Source organism: uncultured Roseovarius sp., assembly GCF_947489715.1.
GTDB lineage: Bacteria > Pseudomonadota > Alphaproteobacteria > Rhodobacterales > Rhodobacteraceae > Roseovarius.
On sequence record NZ_CANLER010000002.1, the window covers coordinates 376774 to 398668 of the forward strand.

Sequence of the window (21895 nt, forward strand, 5' to 3'; positions counted from 1 at the left end):
AGCACCTCCTTTTGAGTACTTCCGATTTGTCCGGGTTCGGACTATGTTTAAAGAAAAGAGCAAAAAGGGGCCGGGCAATGCGTATCACTGCTCTGTTGGCCGCAGTAACAGGCACATCAATCGGAATTTCGGCGCTGGCGGCAGCGCCGGTGGAAACCTCTCTCAGGCCGCATGTGCGACCGGGCACGATGACAACCGATGCGGTGGTCATCAGTATCGACATCCCCGTGCGCAGCCTGCGCCCGGTAGCACGCCCGGCCGTTCAGACCGGCGGCGATGAGGTGGAGGTCATCAAGGTCGCCACCTCAAATCCTGCCTTTGAGAAATGGATCAGAGGGTTCCGGGGCCGCGCCCTGAATGCCGGGATCAGCAGCAAGACGTTCGAACGCGCCTTTCGCGGGGTCGCGTACAATCCGGACGTCGTCAAGAAAGACCGCAACCAGGCCGAATTCAAACGCCATATCTGGGATTATCTGGACAGCGCCGCCTCGCCGCCGCGGGTCGAAGGCGGGCAAAAGGCGCTGCGTAAACACAAACGCGCCCTGACCCGGATCGAGCAGGCATATGGCGTTGAAAAAGAGGTCGTGACCGCCGTCTGGGGGCTGGAAAGCTATTATGGCACCCGCAAGGGTGACACACCCCTGATCGGCGCGCTGGCGACACTGGCCTTTGACGGGCGGCGCGGCGCGTTTTTTGAAAAACAGCTTATCGCGGCGCTCAAGATCATCCAGTCCGGCGATGTAGCCCCTAAGAACATGACCGGCTCATGGGCCGGCGCAATGGGGCACACCCAGTTCATCCCGACCTCATATCTGGCCTATGCGGTGGATTTCACCGGCGATGGCAAGCGTGACATCTGGTCGGATGACCCCACCGATGCGCTGGCGTCCACGGCGGCCTATCTCAAGCGGTTCGGCTGGCGCAAGGGCATGCCCTGGGGCGTCGAGGTGCGGGTGCCGCGCGGCGTGTCCCCGGGTTCGGCCAAGCGGATGCCGTCGGACTGGGCGGCACGCGGCGTGGTCGGCGCCGATGGCAAACCGGTGCGCGATTTCGGCTCCGCCCGCATCCTGCAACCGGCGGGTCCAAATGGCGCTTCCTTCATGGTGTTCGCCAATTTCGACGTGATCAAACGCTACAACAACGCCGATGCCTATGCGATCGGCGTCGGCCACCTGTCGGACCGGATCGGCGGCGGCCCCGAGATACGGGCCAGCTGGCCGCGCGGCTATGACCCGCTAACATTCGATGAACGGATGGAGGTGCAGCGCCTGCTCAAGCGCAAGGGCTATAAGCTGGAAAAAATCGACGGCATCATCGGACCGAACAGCGCCAAGGCGATCCGGCATTTCCAGCAATCCGTTGGTGTGAAACCAGATGGCTTCCCTTCGAAAAGCGTTCTGAAACTGCTCAAAACACGGTAGGGGAAAACCGCCCAAGATTTTCAAGATGAAGTTCCGGTGTGGCACTGCACGGGCATTTCAGGCACTGCCCGACAAACGGATAACCCCCGCAAACGGTGAAAGCCCGGCGATCGGCGCTAAGCCTGATCCGGTTCCGCATCAATGATCAGCAGGCAGGCGCCCAGCACCTTGCGCGTATCATCATAGACATTCGGCCGTTCGCCCCGCCAGCGGGCATAAAGGCGACATCCGGGTTTTTCCCCTTTGGCCATCGCCTCAAGGGCTGCGCGCATCTCGGCGGCGATCTTGCCCAGACGCAGGCGCATATTGTCGTGATAGGTATCGCGATGCCGCGCCTCCATCCGCAGATGAAACAGCGAGGACCGGGCGCGCGGGGCGATCTGCATCTCCGCCACCGACACCTCGGCGCAGGCATCCCATTGCGCCGCCGCCTTCGCAAAACAGGCGGCGGCCCTCGGCCCCTGCCCCGTTGCGCGTGCCATGATGCCAAGGTTCGCAAGCACCGTCGCCCGGCGCAGGTCATCGCGCGCGAAACACAGCCGCGTCACCCAGGATGCGCGACGGAAAAGCTGCCCGGCACGCGGTCGAGCACCGTCGACCCATGCGGCATTCGCCTTTTCCATCAGCCCTTCCCAAAGGATATCCGCACGTGACCAACCCGCCTGTCGCGCCACGCGCGCCTGCGGACTGTTCAGGTCAAATCCCCAGATACGCGGCGCGAACATGGTCATTGTCATGTAGCTCATTCGCAGGCCCCTCCAGCGCCATGTTTCCGGTTTCCAAAACGTAAGCATGATCGGCCAGTTCCAGCGCCAGTTCGGCATTCTGCTCGACCAGCACGACCGACAGGCCCTGGGCGTTGATTTCCTCGATGATCACGGCAATTTCCTCGACGATCACAGGCGCCAGTCCCATCGACGGCTCGTCCATCAGCAAAAGCTTCGGCGCGGACATCAGTGCGCGGCCAATCGCCAGCATCTGCTGCTCACCGCCCGACATCGTCTTGGCCATCTGGCGGCGCCGCTCCTTCAGACGGGGGAACCGTCCGAACACATTTTCAAGATCAGCCTCCACCGCCACCTTGTCACGGCGCAAGAACGCGCCCGTCCGCAGGTTCTCCTCGACCGTCATATCGGGGAAAATCCGGCGACCCTCGGGCACATGGGCGATACCGTGGGCCACCACCTTGTCCGAGGGCAACCCATCAATCCGCTTGCCGTTGAAATGAATCTCACCCCCCACCAGCGGCACCATGCCCGACATCGCGCGCAGGGTCGTGGTCTTGCCCGCGCCATTGCCGCCGATGATGGTCACGATCCCGCCCTCGGGCACCGAGATCGAGATGTTGCGCACCGCCGACACCTTGCCGTAACTGACCGAGATATCCTTCATCTCAAGCAACATGGCGCGCCCCCCCCAAGATAGGCTTCGATCACCGCCGGGTGGTTGCGGATCTCTTCGGGGCCACCTTCGGCCAGGAACTTGCCAAAGCTCATGCAGGTGATGGTATCGCACAGCCCCATGATCGCCTGCATGTCATGTTCGACGATCAGGATGGTGATCCCGTCCTCGCGCAGCTTGCGCATCAGGTCCATCATCTGACGGGTCTCTTCCGGGTTCATGCCGGTGAACGGCTCGTCCAGCAGCATCACGTCCGGGTGGCTGGCATAAGCCACCGCCATGCCCAATGCGCGCTGATGCCCGTGGCTCAGATCGCCCGCCAGATCACCCTTCAGATGATCGAGACCAAAGAATTCCAGCGCCTCGCTGGCCCGCGCCTCGGCCCCGTGCCGGTCATCCCGGTCCCAACCGATAATGGCAGCAAAGATATTGGGGCGGAACGGCATATGCGTGCCGACCAGCGCGTTCTCCATCACCGTCAACTCGGCAAACAGGGTCGAATGCTGGAACGTCCGCACCACGCCGCGCCGCGCCACCTCGTGCATCTTCAGGCCCGATATGTTTTCGCCCCGCAGCCGCACCTGGCCTTCGGTCGGCTTGTAAAAGCCCGAGATCATGTTGAACGTGGTGGTCTTGCCCGCGCCATTGGGGCCGATCAACCCGTGGATTTCGCCGTGATCGACCTTGAAGCTCAGGCCATCCACCGCCGTCAGCCCGCCGAACCGCATGGTCAGGTTATCCACTTCCAGAAACTGGGTCATGTCTTGGCCTCCTGCCCGGTTGCATTATCCGGCGCCTTGCGGCTGAAAATCTTCTGCACCACGCTTTCCAGCCCCTTGGGCATGAACAGAATCGACAGGATCATGATCGCGCCATAGATCAGCGGGCGCATCTGCTCGAACCCCATTTCGCGCAGGACTATCTCGTTCAGGATGGTCAGCACCACGCAGCCCAGAATGGGCCCGTAAAAGGTGCCGGTCCCGCCGACGATGGCCCATGTCAGCACGAACACCATCACCTCGACATCAAAGGAATTCGGGTTGATCGTCCCCACGTAATGCGCCAGCAGCGCGCCGCCGATACCGGCGAACCCGCTGGCGATGGCAAAGGCCAGCGTCCGGTAGGCGCGCAGGTTCACACCCGAGGCTTCGGCCAGCTTGTCCTGCCAGTGCACCGCGTGAAAGGTCAGGCCCACCGGGCTGCGCTCGATCCGCCATAGCACCCACAGGCAGACCGCCACCACCGCGCCCGACAGGTAGTAATAGCTCACCGGCTCGAAGAAATCGAAATCATAGATGCCGATGGAAAAATCCGGCATCGGGTCGATCCCCTTGATGCCCTTGGGCCCGCCAAACGGGTCGCGAAAACGTTTCCACAGCAGGCGGATGATTTCCCCCGCCGCGAAACTGCCGATCAGGAAGTAGAACCCTTTCATCCGAAAGAGGGGAAAGGACAAGACAACGGCCAACAGCGCCGCCGTGATGCCGCCCAATAGGATCGACACCGGCACGTAGATCCCCATCTCCTTGGTGAAAAGCGCGCTGGCATAGGCGCCCACGCCCATGATCACCACATGGCCCAGTGACCATTCGCCCGTGAGGGTCAGCAACCGGTAAGACGACACCAACAGGATGTTGATGGTCAGGAAAACCAGGATTTCCTGTTGCGAAAAGCTCAGACCATGCGGCAGGGCAATCAGCGCCACCGCCCCCGCCAGAAAGATCAGAAGGTTACGCACGATCCGCACTCCCGAACAAACCCGTGGGTTTGACGATCAGCACCAGCAACATCAGGCTGAGGCCGGTGATGTCGGCAATCACCCCGTCAAAGAAGGTGGTCACGAAAGTGTGGACAAAGGCATAGGCGACCGAGGCGACAATCGCGCCCTCCAAGCTGCCAACCCCGCCGACGATGATCACGATGAACGCCGTCACGATGACCGAATGGCCCATATGCGGATTGACCGATACCAGCGGCGCGGTCAGCGCCCCCGCGATCCCCGCCAGACCCGCCCCGATGAACATCGCGATGCGTGCCGTCTGATTGATCGAAATACCCTGAAGGGCTGCCGCCTCTGGGTCTTGTGCTGCCGCCCGCAAGGCCCAGCCGAAGCGTGTGCGTTTCAGGAAAATCCACAAGGCGCTCAGCAACACCACCGCCGCAATGATCACGAAGAGTCGCGACAGGGGCAGGCGCACCCGTTCGGAAAACTCGATCACATGCTGGGTGACGGGCGGAATATGCTCCATCCGCACTCCAAACCCCATGACCGCCAGCGATTGCAGGATCATCAAAAACCCGATCGACGCAACAAGCCCGCCCAGCGGATTGTCCCTCAGCGGTCGGAACAGGGCCCGCTCCATCGCCAGCCCCAGGCAACCGACAAAGATCATGCCCACCGCCACCGCCAGAAAGAATGGGATCTGAAAATCGGTATATAGCAGGACAACAGCATAGGCACCTGCCATGTAAAGCTCGCCATGGGCGAAATTCACGACGCCCATGACTCCGAAAATCAGCACCAGGCCCACGGCAATCAGCGATATGTAAGAGGCAGCGTAAACGGCGTTCAGGCCGGTCTGCGCAAGAAGGTCCAGCATTTCAATATCTCGACTATGTGAAAAACCGGGGCGACGCGGGATGCTGCATCGCCCCGAAGATTGGGATCAGCTGCGCTGGTCCCACATCTGGTCATACGCCTTCATGTGTTTGACCAGCAGATCGCCATGCTTGTCATACCAGGCCGGAATGTTGCGGAATTCCTTGATCCTGGCCTTGCCGCTCTCGATCACGACCACCGGCCAGTCGCCGACCAGAGCATTGTCGATGCCAAAAAGCTCTTCGCCCCACCAACTGGCGTCGCCAAAGGCGTGCTTGCCGGTGCCACCGTCCTTCATCGCGGCAATCACCGCGTCGGGCTCGGCCGATCCGGCCTTTTCTGCAGCGGCCTTCCACAGGTCCATGATGCTGGCATATTCCCAGCTCACCGCGCCCCACTGACCGGGGTAGCGCTTGTTGAACTCGAAATAGAAGCCGTTGGGATCCTCGAAATTGATGTTCTCGGCATTCAACGCCATGTCGTCGAAATCCGGGAACTGGAAGACAAAACCTTCCAGAAACTCTTCCGATGTCTTCTCGATCATCTGGTCATAGAAATCCGCCGTGCAGCTGATGATCTGACCCTCATAACCCTGCTGGAACAGCTGCTCGGCGATGGGATGCACATAGTCGGAATAACAGGTATCCAGACAGACAATATCCGGATTGCCCGAGATCAACTTGGTCACCACCGGCGCGAAATCGGTCGTCGCCGGATCAAACAGCAGCGGATCGTCCAGCATCTCGATCCCCGCCGCCTCGAACGCCGCAAGGTAGGTCGCAACCGACGGCAGGCCCAGCGCATCGTCCTGCGCGCACATCACGGCGGTCTTCAACTCGGGCTTGTTCTCGGCCAGCCATTCGACACCGGTGACGTTGTAGATCGGATGCACCTCGGCGGGCGCGATCAGCGTCGTGGTGTCGGGGCTCAGGTCGCTGGGCAGCAGGGTCGAAAACAGCATGCCGGTCTTGTCGGCCACCGGCTGCACGCCGGGCCAGGTATCACCACCCAGCATCATGATGAAGCTCACGCCATCTTCGCGAATAAGCTTGGTGGCACCCGTGCGCGCCTTGGCCGGGTCATATTCGTTGTCATAGCCCACGAACTCGACCATGTAATCGCCATCGCCCAGCTTGATACCGCCCGCGGCATTGACCCGCTCGGCCCAGATTTCACAACCGTCCAGACCAGGTTTGCCCCAGGCCGCCACCGGGCCGGTCAACGGCGCCAGAAAGCCGATCTTGATCACCTTGTCCACCGCCAGCGCCGCGCGCGGCAGGCTGGATGAGGCGGCAGCGGCCGCAGTCGATTGCAGGAAGGTCCGGCGCGTCAGGCCCGATTTCACAATCTTCGATAACATTGAAATTCTCCCATATTGCCCTGCCCGTTTGCCGGGCGGATATCTTTGCAAGACCGTTCCGTGCACGACCGCCCTGAATGTCAGAAGCAAGAGAACCAGTTCGCGCAAATTGGTTTGGTCTCATACCGAAACGCTAACAGACATCCCACGATCTGCCAAGAAAATTGGTTCCTTTTTTACCAAAACTGGCTTTTTTGGTGCAATTTCGGTTCCTTGAGTGAACCAATTTTGGAAAATTCCATCACAAACTCATAAGGTTAACGGTTCGGCTGTCAGACCACATAAAATCCGGTCACAAAGTACCAATTCGGCCTGATTTGCGCTATACTGGTTCAAACCGGCCCCCTCCCGGCTTGGCAGACGGCCCGCCGCCTGCCGCATCCGGCGATCAAATTGGCGCAATTCGCTTCCCGCCCACAGACGACCCCGCTATGGTATATGCCAAGCTCAATCGGGGCAATCGCTTGCCAGGATCCAGATGAACAAGAATATCGACGAAACCGCTTCGACCATTGTCACGTCACAGCCCATTGGCGCGACCGTGCAGATCGTGGTCGATACGCTCTTCGCCCGGATCAAATCCGAAGAATACCCGATCGACACCCGCCTGCCCTCGGAGCGCACGCTGGCCTCGGAACTGGGTGTCGCCCGGAACACCGTGCGCGAGGCGCTTGATGTGCTGGAAACCCAGAAAGTCATCCGTCGCCGCGCCGGATCGGGCAGCTTTGTCACTTACCGCTCCAGCACACCGCGCAACGCGCCCGCGAACTCCGTCGCGGATGAGACCAGCCCGCTGGATCACCTTGTCGTGCGCGGCATTCTTGAGCCTGAAATGGTGCGCCTTGCGGTCGTCAACATGACGCCCCGGATGATCACCGAACTCAGCGAGACCCTTTCGAAAATCGAAACCATCCAGACCGACGTGGATCAATTCATCGAGTTGGAAGAGAAGATATACATGCAGATCGCCGAGGGCACCGGCAACCCGCTGCTGGCGTCCTGTTACAAGCTGTCGATCGACACGTATCGCCAAAGCTTCCGCACCAAGCTGCGACGCCGCAACCTGACCCCCAAGCGCATTCAGGACTACCAGAAACGCTATAACACGCTCTTCAACGCCATCGCCTCCCGTGATGTAGCGTCAGCGGTGGAGTTCATCAAACTGCACCTGGTGGAAGAACAGCAACTGCTGTTGCAGGAATTCTAATATTCTCGCCAATGACGGCTCAGAGCCCTGAGCGGAAGTGTCAATATTTTGCTGCGCGCGCTCGCTGCGTGGATTCTTCTGCGCGGGCACAAAAAATCTGCGATGCAGTGCAGCGTCGTATCCGATCATTCGTGAATGACGCAGCAACTTTGAAGCGGATAATTCACAGGTTGCGAGACGATTCTAACTTCGATGTCTTAACCCAAATGACAGTTATTGGCGGCTCAGCTGCGTGGCCAACATCATCCGTGCTTTCGCTGTGGCGCGCGCTAAGCCCGGCTTTTGGCAGATGTGCGCCTTTGCGTTTGTCTGAATACCAAACCCTTGCTGTCTATTGCCCTGTCGGTTCACGGTCAAACCAAGGGAGGTCGTCATTGCGGTTGATACCGGCTCAAACTCTTCAGTCATGCTGAATATCAAGTTCAATATGTTTCGCTTGCCGCATTGCCTCTGCCGTTTCATTGTAAGTCAGCGCGGCTCTTTGTGCTAATGCAGGAGAATTTATGTGACCAAGATATCCGAAATGCCCGCAGTGGGCCGGGGGTTCATTTCAAATCTCGACTTGCCGGTTGCAGACGACCCCTCATGGATGCGCCCAGTACCAGCGAAGGAGCGGCGGATATCGATTGTTTCGACAGCAGCCGTGCACAAACGTGAGGACAAACCATTTTCCTGGCTGGCCAAGGATTACCGGGCCTTTCACAAGACAGACCGCGATCTGGTGATGACCCATGTGGCCGTCGAGTTTGATCGTTCGGCCTGGCAGCAGGACCTGAACACAATCGTTCCGCTTGATCGGCTTGAAGAGATGGCCAGTGACGGCGAAATCGGTTCGGTTGCAGATGAGCATTATTCTTTCATGGGGGCAGCCGACCCGGTCACCATGGAAAAATCAGCCCGTCAAGCCGCGGCGAGAATGAAACAGGATGGCGTGAATACGGTTTTCCTGATCCCCATATGACCGTTCTGTACGCGCGCCGTGTGCGGGCTAGCTCATTATTTTGAATCCGAGGGCTTATCGACTGTTCTGGTTGGCTTTGTGCGTGAGCATATTGAGGCGATCAAACCACCCCGGTCCCTGTTTCTGGACTTCCCGATGGGGCGCGGTATGGGCAAGCCGAATGACCCGGCGTTCCAGAAAAAGGTCATACGCGCGGCATTTGAGTTGCTTGACGCGCCCACCGGGCCAGTGATCGAGGATTTCCCGGAGGTCATCCCGGTGAAAGACGGACGTATGGGGTATGCCCTGCCGCCAGAGCTTGTGCTGAGTATCGATGATATTGGGGATGTGGATACCGTTCTGGCCGAGGTGAAGGCCGAAATGGAGGCTCTTCGACCCGACTATGACAGGGCTGTTGCTGCGCGGGGGCGTACAACGGTTGGGGCCAGCGGTCTCGCCATCGAAGAGTTCGCGCCCTTCGTGTCCGGGTTCCTGGGCGGGGAGATTCCCCAAAGCCCCAGAAAAGGTATGCCGGCCATTCCGCTGCTGAAGCTCGTGGTCGAAGATCTTGAGGCTTATTACACCGAGACACGCACCCACCGCGATGGCATCGATGATCTGGAACTGATGGGAAAATGGTTCTGGGAGGAAAGTAAGGCCGGACGGATGCTGCTTTTGCTCGAAGCTGTGTCGATCGCATCCGATAACAAGGTGATGCTTCAGATTGTCGAAATGTCCCTGATGGCGCCACGTTTCTGGTCAGAAGGTCCCTTGCCGGGAACATCAGCGGCAGGCTGGTAACCTATGTTGGCAACGCAGGCCGAATCGCGAACGGCTTGGGTCACGACACTGATCTTTGCCCCCTGATGGGCAAAGGCAGGATGTTCAACTCAGTGCTGCAATTGGCCCAAACTGATGTAACTGGGCTTACCTGTGGTCACGTATCCTATGGCGGTGGCGTGGATAGCGCCTCCCTGCCTGAGCGCGTCGATCACTCTCGGGGCAGACGGGCCCGGAAACGCACCAAGCAATCCGCCGGAGGTCTGCGGGTCAAAGAGAATTTCAGCATCTTCATCGTTGAAATCGTGACCAATATACCTTTCAGCGGCTTCGCGATTGCCAGGGTGCAGCGTGCTCTGAACACCTTCTTTCAAAATTGTAGCTGCTCCCGGCAGTATCGGAAGGCGCTGCGGGTCAATCACCACATGGGCATCCGATGCCAAGACCATTTCTCCGAGATGGCCCAACAAGCCAAACCCTGTCACATCAGTGCAGGCGGACGCATCATACGTCGCAAAAATACGGGCGGATTTTCCGTTAGAGACCAGCATCGACGCAATAGCGGCCTGCAGGTCGTCATGCCTGACACGGCCCTGCATCCAGCCCGCGAGCAAGGCACCTGTCCCCAGCGGTTTTGTCAGGATCAGCACATCGCCGTCGCGCAGACCGGATTTTGTCATCAGTTTATCTTCATCGGCATATCCTGTGACGGACAAGCCGAATGACATCTCCTGCCCCTCTCCGGTATGGCCTCCCACAAGCCGGACACCTGCATCGCGCAGGATCTCATGGGCTCCGCTCAGCACCTGACGCAGGTCCTCCGCCAAAGCGGCCTCTGTTGCGAAAGGTAGCGTGACCAGGGCCAGCGCCGTGCTGGGCTCAGCGCCCATTGCATAGACATCGCTTAAAGCATGGGTCGAGGCGATCCGGCCCAAAAGATACGGGTCGTCAATGAAGGCTCTGAAATGATCCACTGTCTGCACGGCCACCTTACCCGGCGGCGGACGGATCACCGCGGCATCATCAGGCGCTGAAAGGCCAATTAGGACGTCGTGATTTTTGTCGGGCTGAAATTCCGACAGCACCTGGCCCAGTATGTCGGCGGATACTTTTGCGCCGCAGCCGCCACAGCGCATCGATGACATCTCGGAGACCTGCTTCATGTTCGACAAACGGTATTTGTCCATCCAACGCCGATCAATCCAGTCTTTCACGCGCCAAACCCAGGCCCCTTCCATCGCCAAGGGCCCGTATGAGGCAATCGCATTGCGATCCCCGGTGGATATCAGCGCAAGGGTTCTTTTCTGCGGCGAAAAATGTGCCGAAGGATTGGTGCCCGGATTGTTCAGCAGTGTTTCTGCCAGAACCGGGCCTTGTCGCACGGCATAAACACCATTCTTCGCCAGCGGCGGATCAAACGACGCGATATCACCCGCAGCAAAGACGCGCGGATCTGAAACCGACTGAAGCCGCGTGTTCACGCGGATGAACCCGGCGCCGTCCAGCGCGAGACCTGTGTCGCGCAACCATCCCGGTGCGCTGGCATGTGTTGCGATTATCTTGGCATCCGCGCACAGCCTGAACCCATCCGGGCCATAAACAGCGTTCTGTCTGATACAATCCACCACCTGCCCGGTATGAACACGTATGTTTTTGCGCCGAAGCGCCGCTCGCAGGCGTCGACGCACCGATGCTGAATGATTGGTCAGAATGTCTGCTTTGTCGGTGATGACATGAATGTTCATCCGATGGGGATTTTGCGCCCTCTCAAGCGCCGCGCTCAACCGGTGATGCAGACACAACGCGACCTCGACACCGCCCGTGCCACCGCCGACGATCACAAGCTCAACCTCCCGATCAAGGGCAAGCAAATCCGGCTCTACGCGATGCCATTGATCCAGAAAGGCATGAACGGGTTTGACGGCCAGGGCATGGTCGCGCCCCTTTATCATGGCAAGCGCCGGGGTAGAGCCTATATCGAAGGACACCGTGTCAAACGCCACTGCCGGACGATCCGCGCACAGCACACGACCAGTTGATAAATCCAAACCGACCGCGCGTGATTGATACATTCGCGCCCCCGCCGCCATTGCAAACGGAGACAGGTCCACATGGCATTCATCAAACCGGTAATGTCCTGCCAGATAGCCCGGCAGCATTCCGGAATAGGGCGTCTCGATATCCCGTGAAATGAGCGTTAGTCGCACCCCTTCAGGGCGGCGCATGGCGAATTGGCGCAATACTTCGACATGGCTGTGACCCCCGCCCACCAACACCAGGTCGTGCTCGACTGAATGCAGTTGCTTCATCATCCGGACCGCGCCGCTAAACGCATCGATTGGGGTTGGCGAAAGAGCGTGGGAGTCGAACCCACCAGAGACGTTGTACGCCCCTCACTGGATTTGAAATCCAGGCGCCCCACCAGGGTGCGATCCTCTTCCATTCTAACCATCATGTGGTACCTTAAAAACATTGTCGGCGGAACGCCGAATGCGCCGCACATTACCGTTCCTTTCTGTGAAGCCCACCCGGTCGAAATACTCCAGAACATCTATGACAAAATTTCGGCCCAGCTCAGTCTGATCTCGATAGTCAACTGTCGTGAAATAGCCGTCGGGGCAATGTGTCGCCAACCGCTCGGCAACGGCCCCGAGCTTGGTCAGATAGGGTTTCGGGACATAGCGATTTTTGCCAATCAGAACCATATCGCCAAATTTGCAGGCCGTTTTCAATGCCGCTTCGAGCGTTTTGACATCAACACACAGATCTTCTGCGGCATGATGTAGGCTGAGCGGCGTACCTGACTGTGGTGCCAGTTTGGGAGCCACACGTGCCAATAGCTGCTGGTCGCGTTTGGAGAATTGGATACTGTGCGACCGCAAATGAAAGCGATTGCCCCGCATGCACAACCGCTGATCCTTGGTCAGGGCGGCCAAGGCATCTTCAAGAGCAGCGACTTCGATCCGGGGGGCGAGTGACAATCGAATGTCCTTGATGCTTGCACCGGGCGACGTCGGTCTGGACAGGTGAAATGTTTCAACGGCTTGGACAATTTTGGCCTGTAATGCCTGCCATTGTGTTTCGCAGAAAACCCGTTGATCAGGGCCTTGGCCCACACGCTGCAAGCCAAGCGCGTCAACAAAGGTGTCGATCCGGGGGGCGGGAAGATTGTGCGCAACAGAAAACGGCGCGATCAGGACGCCGGTTTCACTGACCTCAGTCCATGCACGCAGTGCAGCAAGGGTTGATGAATGCCTCAGGGCGTTCAGGGCTGCGAGCCGGGCGGGCCGGGCGCGGCCACGTTTGGGGGAAAACGGATCAATCACCCGACCACCGGCTATGGTGCGTTGCGCAGATTGATCGCGCAGCACAAAATGGTCACCATGAAGGGCGAAGGCGTCGCGCGATGCCACCAGTTGCGCCAATCCGCACGCGCCTGCGGGAATGGCACCGCCCGATAATACCGCGACTCGAGCCGAGAGGTGGTCCGCACCGATATGCAGATGCGTGGGGGTCCAGTGTTTGAGCGGACCATCTTCGCTCTCCAGCACCTGCAACTCGACGTCGATACGCCGCGTCGGGGCATACAGGCTGGACTGCATGAGCCAGTTTCCCCGCCGGATCCGGTGTTCACTTAGGCCGCGCCCAGCAATGTTTATCGCGCATCTCTCACCGGCTTTGGCACAGTTGCTTTCACTATTGTGCACTCTGATCCCGCGCACTCTGACACTGGACCCATCAGCCGAGAGTATCAGCTCGTCGCCGGTGTGGATGGCGCCGGAAAACACCATACCCGTCGCAACCAAGCCAATGCCTTTGAGTGTAAACACCCGATCAATGGCCATGCGGAAATGGTGATCTACACTCCGGCTGCGCGCCTCCTTTTTGCGCGCCCGAAGTGCTTTCATCAGCGCGTCGATTCCCTCGTTATCGGGCGCGCAGACGGGATAGATGGCAGTGCCTTCATGTCCTCCCTCCCCCAGGAGTTCGCTCACTTGATCCGTAACCTCCTGAACGCGCGCAGGTGAGACGCGATCAATCTTGGTCAGTGCGACGATGTAGTGGCGCATACCCAACAGGCCAAGTATGGCCAGATGCTCGCGTGTTTGCGGCATCACCCCATCGTCGGCAGCGACCACAAGCAAACCCAGATCGATGCCGGCGACACCGGCCAGCATGTTGCGAATGAACTTCTCATGTCCCGGAACATCGACAAACCCCAAAATCGCATCGTCATCGGGCAGACTGTGATAGGCAAACCCGAGGTCCACAGACAAGCCACGGGCCTTTTCCTCGGGCAGACGGTCTGTATCCACGCCGGTCAGCGCCTTGACCAGCTCGGTCTTGCCGTGGTCCACATGTCCTGCCGTTGCTATGATCATTGTGCCGTCAGGCCCGCCAGATTTTCAACAAAACCGTCTTCATCTTCGAGGCATCTGAGATCAAACCACAGGGCATCATCGGAAATGCGCCCGATCACCGGAACCGGCAAGCCCCGAAAGGCCTTCGCGAGCCTGTTCAGAACGGCTCCGGGGCGGCGCAGATCAGGCCGCGTTATCTTCAACGCTGTGCTTTCCAATCTATCAATGGGCAAGGCTCCGCTGCCCACTTGGGCGTAGGTCTGCGCCACCGCAACGTCGAAGGGTCGGCAACACTCCTGAACGGGGATGACCAGACGCATCGCCAAGTGTTCAATCTCTGCAGGGTCACGCATCAAAAGGCGCAGTGCCGGCAGCTCTTCCACCAGCCGCTCGGGGTTGGTGTAGAGCTGCAGAACGGCCTGCAGGGCGGCCAGGGTGAGTTTGTCGGGCCGCATGGCCCGGGTCATCGGGTTGCGCTTGAGCCTGTCGATCAGATCGCGACGGCCGGCAATGATGCCTGCCTGCGGTCCGCCAAGCAGCTTGTCACCGCTAAAGGTCACCAGATCGGCCCCGGCTTGCAAGGCCTCGGTGACGGTTGTTTCATGCGGTAGATTGTAGGGTTCCAGATCAATCAGAGTGCCGCTGCCCAGATCCGTGACAAGGGGCAGATCATGGCGATGTGCGATCTCGGCAAGGTCTTGTTCCGACACGTTCTTGGTGAAGCCTTGCATTTCAAAATTGCTGGTATGAACCTTCATCAGCAAGGCAGTTCTGGGGCCAATCGCAGCCTCAAAATCGGCGTCATGTGTACGATTGGTGGTGCCAACTTCCACCAGCTTGCAGCCTGCACGGGCCATGATGTCTGGCATGCGGAAGGCTCCGCCGATCTCGATCAGCTCACCCCGTGACACCGGCACCTCTTTGCGCTGCGCCAGGCTGTTGAGCGTCAGCAACACAGCTGCTGCATTGTTGTTAACAACAAGCGCGCCTTCTGCCCCGGTTAACTGGCACAGCAGAGCTTCGGCATGCCTATGCCGATCACCGCGTTTGCCAGTGTCCAAGTCAAATTCCACGTTGCTGGCACCACGCGCAACCTCGACCATCGCCTGTATCGCGGATTGGGGCAGCGACGCGCGTCCAAGATTGGTGTGCAGCACTGTGCCTGTCAGATTGTAGACTGGCCGGAGCGACGGACGTAAAACGCGGTCTGTCTCGTCAGAGAGCGATTGGACCAGCGCCGACATATCCGTAGACTCGCCTGCCAGCAAGCTCTGGCGTGCCTGTTCCAAGATGCCCTGCGCACAGCGTATGACCAGGGCCGCGCCATGATCACGTACCAAGTCCTGTACAGCTGGCGTGTTCACAAGGCGATCCACTGACGGTAGGTGTTTTGGCGCATCGATGCGCGTCATCTCAGCTCCTTTGGCGTTGCTGCGATCCGAAGTGGTTCAGGCGATCATATCCTTATAGGCCACCTCGTCCATCAGGCCGTCCAGAACCGCCATGTCAGCCAGTTTGATCTTGAAAAACCATGCGGCACCGGTGGGGTCTTCGTTCACCAGATTGGGCGCATCCACCAGCGCATCATTCACCGCGACAACCTCACCGTCATACATGGCCGAAACCCCACTTGCCGCTTTGACGCTTTCGATGACGACGACCTCATCGCCGTGACTGACTTGCGTGCCGGGTTCAGGCAGTTCCACAAAAACAACATCCCCCAACTGTTCCGCTGCATAATCTGTGATCCCGACAATGACGACTTCGCCGTCGACCCTGAGCCAGTCATGTTCTTCGGTATATTTCATCAGCTTATTTTCCCGTTGGGCGCACTTGCGTTGCACAGGTCTTGGCAACCTGCCCAGCATCTCAAGGGCACGAAATTCATGTATCGAAAGTCAAGGTTGACCCGGCCTTCAACATTTAGGCAAGCAAAACTTGTTGACAGGTAGATTAAGTAATGCTGAAGATGACAACATGAATGCTCCTTTGATCCCCGGCTCGATGCGATTTGAGATTGACGTGTTGAAGACGTTCATCGCGGTGGCTGATACCGGTTCGGTCAAGCTCGCATCTGAACGTGTTGCGCGGTCGTCTGCGGCTGTGTCTATGCAGATGAAAAAGCTGGAGAATCTGGTTGGCGCACCTGTGTTTCAACGTGCCGAGGGTGCCATGCGCCTGTCTGCGATTGGCGAACGTCTGATGCCCCATGCGCACCGCATTGTGCAGGCAAACGATACCGCCATTGCCGAAATGCAATGCCCGGATATCGAGGGGGTGGTCCGCGTCGGCATCTGTCTGGAAAATTCCGAAACCCGCATGCCCGAAATTCTGGCCGGATTTTCACAAGCACATTCCAGCGTCACCGTTGAGATTGTCTCCGGCGACGCTCAGGATTTGGCTGCGATGCTGACCAAAGACGAGCTGGATATTGCAATTCTGACGGTCGGCGGCGGCGCACCACCCGAAGAAGGAGACCGGCTGCTGCATGAACAACCTTTGGTTTGGGCCAACCATAGAAACGGACATCGAGACAAGGAACGACCCTTGCGTCTGGCGGTCGCATCTGTGGGTTGCCCATGGCGCCTTGCCGCGCTCGATGCTTTGAAACGCGCAGGCATTCCCTATCGGATCGCCTATCTTTCAAACGTATCGGAATCGCAGCTTGCAGCGGTTCGGGCGGATCTTGCGGTGGCGGCATTACCGCTGAGCCGTATAACCAACTGCAACCAACCCATCTGCGTGAACGAGGACCTGCCCAAGCTTCCCTACACGCAAATCATTCTGCGAACCTCCATCAACCCGGGCGAAAACGCCAAAGCACTGGCGGCACAAGTACTCTCGGCCTTTAACCGGCCACCTTAGGGCAAACTATTCAATATTGCGGATTTGCGATCCAGGGTTTGTAAACACGCTGCACGCTTGGCCGTTGCAGCACTTTGTCAGCGATACGTTTAGCATTAGGAAATTCGGACATGCTCGGGTGCCCTTTAGACGTGCGCAGCCACGTCGTGAGCATGAAAAGATAAATGTCGGCCGCGCTGAATTGAGTGCCAAGCACCCATTCTTTGTCACCGATTTGATCGTCGATCACCGTCCAGGTTTCCCTGAGCCGTCGGTTGCCCCGCCGCTGCGCGCTTGCTTCATCGCAGGACGCGTCAACAAAACGGTCCGGGTAATAAGTCAGCTGAAAAGCGTTCTGAACCGAGTTGGAGAAATAGACCAGCGTTTGCAGATACGTCGCCCGCGCCGGAACATCAATGGCCGGGGCCAACCCTGCCTCGGGATGCCGGTCACACAGAAACATCGTGATCGCGGCGCATTCATACATCGCGCCATCTTCCCACAACAGGACCGGGACCCAGCCATTGGGATTGACCGCCAGCTGCTCTAGCGGGCGCGGCTCGTCCATCTTGACCGATGTCTCAATAAGCTCATAAGGCGCGCCGATTTCTTCCAGCAAAACACGGACGCCCATGGAGGCGCTCTTGAGTGCGTAAAACAGTTTATACATCCGTGTGGTCCCCTAGTAGGTCCATGTTTCGGTATGCGGCCTGATTTCGACTTCGTTGCTCCAGGCCCCTTTGGGCTGTTGAAGTGTCAGCCAATAGGTTTCAGCGACATCATTGGGGTCCGCCAAAGCCGCCTTATCGCGGGCCGTGCCATAGATCCCTTGCATGATCGGCACGTCAAGATCGCAATCGAGCCTCACATGCACGATATGAACCCCGTCTTTGGCATAGGCTTTTGTCAGGCTCTGCGATAACGCCCGAAGGCCAAATTTCCCAATCGCATAAGCCGGATGCGTGGCCGAACCCCGGAACGCCGCTGTCGCACTTGAGAAAAAGAACGTTCCATGCCCACGCGCACGCATCTCAGGCAACAAGGCCTTCGCGGCAGCAAAGGCCCCCACTACCTCAAGGCGGAAGGTATCTTCCATCCTGTCATAGGTCATGTCCAGCGGGTCACATTTCGTGAATTCGCCCCTGACATTATAGATCAGCACATCAATCGGGCCTATGTCCGCCGACAGCGAGGATAGTGTCCGTTCGAGGGATGCAGGCTGAGTTGCGTCAGCGCTGCGGTGCCATACTCGAGTGGTCGGCCGTCCTGCCCGTACTGCGTTGCGTGCCGCTGCGCAGCTTTCTTCGGATCGAGAGATCAACGCGATGTCATATCCACCGCGGGCAAACCTTTCCGCCAATGCCGCGCCAAGCCCTTCACCAGCGCCAACAATGGCGCAGATGCCTTGACGTTCAGTAGCCTCAGGCAAGGCAGAGCCCGGTGTGCAATCGTGGCCCATTCCTCATCTTCCCATCCTGTCCGCGATGGCGACAATGCGGTACATGTCGCGCAGAACCGGTTTTTCGATCAGCTTGCCGTCGATTACGACAAGCCCGGTATTTGCCGCCTCGAACTCGGCAATGATGCGGCGGGCGCGGGTGATCTGCGCCTCGGTTGGCGTAAAAACTTCGTTGAGCGCGGCGATCTGTTTTGGGTGGACCGAGCCTTTGCCCGCAAAGCCCAGATCGCGCACTTTCTCGGCTTCAACGCGCATCCCGACCGGATCGTCGAGATCAAGAAACGGCACATCTATTACATCGAGACCGGCTGCGGCCGAGGCATGGACCACGCGAGAACGTGCATAGATCATCGACTCGAACGTGTTATGGCAACGCAGTTCGGCCGCCATATCCACCCCGCCAAAGAACATCGCATCGATCCGGTCTGAACACTTGGCAATTTCGAACGCCGCCTCCAGCCCCTCATTCGTTTCAATGATCACATGCAGCCGCGTCGTATGCCCCGCCTCGGTCAGCAGCTGATCGAGCATCACTACCTCATCTGACGTACGCACTTTCGGCATCATCAACGCGGGTGGCGGGGTATCCGTAGCCAGTATGGCCTGTACGTCCTCAATCCCGAACCGTTCACGCATCGAATTGATCCGCACGATACGTTCCACACCGTCATCGGGCTGCGGCTGTTCGAACAGGGCAAGAGCCTTTTGGCGGGCCTCGGCCTTGTCCTTGGGCGCAATCCCGTCTTCCAGCTCGACACAGACGATATCCGAACCAGACGCCAACGCCTTGGGAAACATATCAGGCCGCAGCCCCGGCGTGAAAATAAAACTCCGGCGGGGGCGCGGGATGCGTGCAGTCATTGTCATCACTTCCTTCCTGTCAGCCAGTTCCGGTCAGGCGATCCCATGTAGGGTTTTTGTTTCAAGATAGTCTTCCAATCCCATCAAACCGCCTTCGCGGCCATTGCCGGACTGTTTGTAGCCACCAAAGGGCGAGCCATAGTTGAATCCCCCGCCGTTGATGTGAATAGCACCGGCGCGGAGGTGGGAAGAGACGCGCTCCGCGCGGGCCGAGCTGCCGGTCTGAACATAGGCGGCAAGCCCGTATGGCGTGTCATTGGCCATTGTGATGGCATCGTCCTCATCTTCGAACGGGATGATCACCAATACCGGGCCAAAGATTTCTTCCTGCGCGATCCTCATCTCGTTGCGGACATCGGCAAAGAGGGTGGGCTGGACGAACCAGCCGGTTTCAAACCCGTCAGGTTTACCCAGGCCCCCCGACAGAAGGGTGGCGCCTTCGTCGATCCCGACCTGGATCATGGCCTGAACGCGGTCGTACTGAATGCGGTCAAACAGCGGGCCGATGTGATCGCCTTCTTCGGCGGGGTCGGCGACTGCGATAGACTCTGCCGCATGTTTTGCGATTTTCAGCGCCTCGTCATAACAGGATCGCTCCACCAAAAGCCGCGTAGGGGCATCGCAGGATTGGCCGGTGTTGAACATGCACTCCAGCACGGATGCGCTCACGCGTTCTTCCAGATCGCAATCCGCAAAAACAAGGTTGGGGGATTTACCACCCAGTTCCAGCGTCACCCGCTTGACCGTCTCAGCGGCATCACGCGTCACCGCTGTACCCGCACGGGTTGACCCAGTGAAGGACATCATCTGCACATCCGCGTGACGGGACAAGACAGAGCCAACGTTGCCCCCGTCGCCATGCACCACATTAAAAACACCTGCTGGATAGCCCGCCTCGTGAATAATCTCGGCATAGACCATGGCCGAGACCGGCGTGTGTTCCGAGGGTTTCAGAACGCAGGTGCACCCCGTTGCAAGCGCCGGAATGACCTTGAGCGCGATCTGGTTCATCGGCCAGTTCCACGGCGTGATCAGGCCACACACACCGATTGGTTCGCGAAGCAGAATATCGCCATTGGCAAGTGTCGTGCGCTCATCAAGCATCTCCAGCGCATCAATAAAGCCCTGGAGGTGGCCAATAGCGGCATCAGCCTGCGCATCGCGGGCCATAGAGATTGGCGCGCCCATTTCCATGCGCATGGCCTGGGCGAGATCCTCGATACGGTCTTCGGTGACCGCCTTCAGTCGCTGTAATAGCGCCAAGCGTTCCTCTTTGCTGGTTTGAGAGAAGCTGTCAAATGCGGATTTCGCCGCGGCAACGGCCCTGTCTACATCCTCGGCATTGCCCATGGCCACGGTGCCGATCTGTTCTTCGGTGGCCGGGTTCATGACCGGCATCGTTGCGTCCGAGGCCGGTGCAACCCATTGCCCGCCAATATAGAATTTCAGAAGATTATCCATTGATACCATGTCCCTATTCATCGTGCCTTGGCGATGGCTGTTTCGACAAGTGTGCGCATCTCGGAGATGCTGGCGGTGCGGGGGTTGGTGCCTGCCGCGCTGTCCTGCAAGGCCTTTTCGGCAATTCGAGCTGCGCAATCGGAAGGGACGCCGATCCCGCTGAGAGCGTGGGGAATGTTGATGTCGTCCAGCATCCGTTCAATCTCGGCAATGAAGGCGTCAACCGAGGCGTCCTGCAGGCCCATCGCATCGGCCATGCGTTTCACTTTGTCCTCCATGCCCGGCAGGTTGAACCGCAAGACCACGGGCAGGATAATCGCATTGGTCAGCCCGTGCTGCGTATTGAATTCGGCCCCCACCATATGCGAGATCGCATGCACATGCCCAAGGCCTTTGAGGAAGGCAATCCCTGCCAGACAGGACCCGGCCAGCATGCCGCCACGTGCTGCCATGTTTTCAGGCTCGCGCACGGCCACGGGCAACCACTTCGCAACCAGCGCCAGACCTTCCAACGCCAGACCATCGCAAAGCGGGTGAAAGCCCGGGACGCAATAGGCCTCGATCGCGTGCACCATGGCATCAGCCCCGGTCCATGCGGTCAGGTTGGCGGGCAGGCCAACCGTCAGCTCCGGGTCCAGCAGCGCCAGAGACGGCTGCAATTGCGGATGGCAGATGCAGAACTTCATCCCCTTGCCAGTATGGGTGACCATCGCCGTGCTTTCGGTCTCGGCCCCAGTGCCTGAAGTGGTGGGAATGGTGATCAAGGTTGGAAAAGCCTGATCAGGACCGATCTCCGCCGGTGGCTTCTCCCATTCAAAATCCCAAAGATCTATGTCGTTTCTAGCGGTCAGGCAGATGGCTTTGCCGCCATCCATGGCACTCCCGCCCCCAATGGCGATAATCGCGTCATGTCCGCCCGAACGAAAGGCCCTCCGCCCTGCACCGATCTCATCGTCACGCGGATTTGGCGAGATATCCGAGAATAGGCCTGACCCAAGCCCGGCCTCGGAAATAAACCCCTGCAATGGTTGGATAAAGGGTAGGTCACGGCTGCCTTTATCGGTCACGATCAACGGGTTGGACAGCCCAATAGCGGCGCAACGTTGCCCGATTTCGGACAGTCGGCCCGGCCCATAGGCAATGGGGATTGGGAACGTCCAATCCTGCGGTTCCAGAATGTCTGTGTCAGTCATGATATGTA

At 58.7% G+C, this 21895-nt stretch carries 20 protein-coding genes and 1 tRNA gene; 5 read left to right on the top strand and 16 right to left on the bottom strand.

The genetic code is table 11. The annotated features are described in order from the left end of the window. The first annotated feature begins 77 nt into the window (after positions 1–77). Positions 78–1421 carry a lytic murein transglycosylase gene (locus Q1B27_RS07520; protein WP_299845974.1) on the top strand — a complete coding sequence of 448 codons (1344 nt, stop codon included), beginning with the start codon at positions 78–80 and terminating at the stop codon, positions 1419–1421. Positions 1422–1537: 116 nt separating this feature from the next. Here Q1B27_RS07520 and Q1B27_RS07525 read toward each other — a convergent pair whose 3' ends face one another. The 6 genes from Q1B27_RS07525 to Q1B27_RS07550 form a co-directional block, all read right to left on the bottom strand. Next, entirely contained in the window at positions 1538–2167 is a 630-nt protein-coding gene (locus Q1B27_RS07525; protein ID WP_299845977.1) for a tetratricopeptide repeat-containing protein, read from the bottom strand. After that, positions 2118–2825, bottom strand: a complete 708-nt coding sequence (locus Q1B27_RS07530) for an ABC transporter ATP-binding protein (protein WP_299845980.1) — start codon at positions 2823–2825, stop codon at positions 2118–2120. Before Q1B27_RS07530 ends, Q1B27_RS07525 begins: the two co-directional genes overlap by 50 nt. Continuing rightward, positions 2810–3583 (bottom strand): ABC transporter ATP-binding protein, encoded by a 774-nt coding sequence (locus Q1B27_RS07535; protein WP_299845983.1) that lies wholly within the window; start codon positions 3581–3583, stop codon positions 2810–2812. The genes Q1B27_RS07530 and Q1B27_RS07535 overlap by 16 nt, the downstream gene beginning before the upstream one ends. Then, positions 3580–4560 carry a branched-chain amino acid ABC transporter permease gene (locus Q1B27_RS07540; protein WP_299845986.1) on the bottom strand — a complete coding sequence of 327 codons (981 nt, stop codon included), beginning with the start codon at positions 4558–4560 and terminating at the stop codon, positions 3580–3582. The genes Q1B27_RS07535 and Q1B27_RS07540 overlap by 4 nt, the downstream gene beginning before the upstream one ends. Continuing rightward, positions 4553–5422: a branched-chain amino acid ABC transporter permease gene (locus Q1B27_RS07545; protein ID WP_299845989.1), complete on the bottom strand. Its 870-nt coding sequence runs from the start codon at positions 5420–5422 to the stop codon at positions 4553–4555. The genes Q1B27_RS07540 and Q1B27_RS07545 overlap by 8 nt, the downstream gene beginning before the upstream one ends. A gap of 66 nt (positions 5423–5488) precedes the next feature. Then, positions 5489–6781 carry an ABC transporter substrate-binding protein gene (locus Q1B27_RS07550; protein ID WP_299845992.1) on the bottom strand — a complete coding sequence of 431 codons (1293 nt, stop codon included), beginning with the start codon at positions 6779–6781 and terminating at the stop codon, positions 5489–5491. A gap of 478 nt (positions 6782–7259) precedes the next feature. Here Q1B27_RS07550 and Q1B27_RS07555 point away from each other — a divergent pair, with 478 nt between their 5' ends. The 3 genes from Q1B27_RS07555 to Q1B27_RS07565 all read left to right on the top strand — a co-directional run bounded on the left by Q1B27_RS07555 (position 7260) and on the right by Q1B27_RS07565 (position 9729). Further along, positions 7260–7988: a FadR/GntR family transcriptional regulator gene (locus Q1B27_RS07555; protein WP_299845995.1), complete on the top strand. Its 729-nt coding sequence runs from the start codon at positions 7260–7262 to the stop codon at positions 7986–7988. 505 nt (positions 7989–8493) lie between these two features. Then, positions 8494–8949 carry a glycine/sarcosine/betaine reductase selenoprotein B family protein gene (locus Q1B27_RS07560; protein ID WP_299845998.1) on the top strand — a complete coding sequence of 152 codons (456 nt, stop codon included), beginning with the start codon at positions 8494–8496 and terminating at the stop codon, positions 8947–8949. Positions 8950–9027: 78 nt separating this feature from the next. After that, positions 9028–9729: a hypothetical protein gene (locus Q1B27_RS07565; RefSeq protein WP_299846001.1), complete on the top strand. Its 702-nt coding sequence runs from the start codon at positions 9028–9030 to the stop codon at positions 9727–9729. Between the two features lie 89 nt (positions 9730–9818). On the opposite strand, the gene selD is transcribed toward Q1B27_RS07565, so the two are convergent. The 5 genes from selD to gcvH form a co-directional block, all read right to left on the bottom strand. Further along, entirely contained in the window at positions 9819–12020 is a 2202-nt protein-coding gene (gene selD / locus Q1B27_RS07570; RefSeq protein WP_299846004.1) for a selenide, water dikinase SelD, read from the bottom strand. A 33-nt stretch (positions 12021–12053) separates the two neighbouring features. Further along, positions 12054–12149 (bottom strand) — tRNA-Sec (locus tag Q1B27_RS07575). A gap of 3 nt (positions 12150–12152) precedes the next feature. Further along, positions 12153–14090: a selenocysteine-specific translation elongation factor gene (selB, locus tag Q1B27_RS07580; protein WP_299846007.1), complete on the bottom strand. Its 1938-nt coding sequence runs from the start codon at positions 14088–14090 to the stop codon at positions 12153–12155. Then, positions 14087–15481 (bottom strand): L-seryl-tRNA(Sec) selenium transferase, encoded by a 1395-nt coding sequence (gene selA / locus Q1B27_RS07585; RefSeq protein ID WP_299846010.1) that lies wholly within the window; start codon positions 15479–15481, stop codon positions 14087–14089. Before selA ends, selB begins: the two co-directional genes overlap by 4 nt. A 36-nt stretch (positions 15482–15517) precedes the next feature. Further along, positions 15518–15877, bottom strand: coding sequence for a glycine cleavage system protein GcvH (gcvH, locus tag Q1B27_RS07590; protein ID WP_299846013.1), 360 nt, complete (start codon positions 15875–15877; stop codon positions 15518–15520). Positions 15878–16046: 169 nt separating this feature from the next. On the opposite strand from gcvH, the gene Q1B27_RS07595 reads away from it, so the two are divergent. Beyond that, entirely contained in the window at positions 16047–16934 is an 888-nt protein-coding gene (locus Q1B27_RS07595; RefSeq protein WP_299846015.1) for a LysR substrate-binding domain-containing protein, read from the top strand. 10 nt (positions 16935–16944) lie between these two features. On the opposite strand, the gene Q1B27_RS07600 is transcribed toward Q1B27_RS07595, so the two are convergent. From Q1B27_RS07600 to Q1B27_RS07620, 5 genes are read right to left on the bottom strand one after another with little or no spacing between them, the layout of a single operon-like run. After that, a complete protein-coding gene (locus Q1B27_RS07600; RefSeq protein ID WP_299846018.1) occupies positions 16945–17583 on the bottom strand; it encodes a glutathione S-transferase family protein in 639 nt (212 codons plus the stop codon). A 12-nt stretch (positions 17584–17595) separates the two neighbouring features. After that, positions 17596–18372 carry an SDR family NAD(P)-dependent oxidoreductase gene (locus Q1B27_RS07605; RefSeq protein WP_299846021.1) on the bottom strand — a complete coding sequence of 259 codons (777 nt, stop codon included), beginning with the start codon at positions 18370–18372 and terminating at the stop codon, positions 17596–17598. Positions 18373–18375: 3 nt separating this feature from the next. After that, positions 18376–19239, bottom strand: coding sequence for a CoA ester lyase (locus Q1B27_RS07610; RefSeq protein ID WP_299846024.1), 864 nt, complete (start codon positions 19237–19239; stop codon positions 18376–18378). A 27-nt stretch (positions 19240–19266) separates the two neighbouring features. Then, positions 19267–20694, bottom strand: a complete 1428-nt coding sequence (locus tag Q1B27_RS07615) for an aldehyde dehydrogenase family protein (protein WP_299846027.1) — start codon at positions 20692–20694, stop codon at positions 19267–19269. A gap of 17 nt (positions 20695–20711) precedes the next feature. Next, entirely contained in the window at positions 20712–21887 is a 1176-nt protein-coding gene (locus Q1B27_RS07620; protein ID WP_299846030.1) for an iron-containing alcohol dehydrogenase, read from the bottom strand. Positions 21888–21895: the final 8 nt, after the last annotated feature.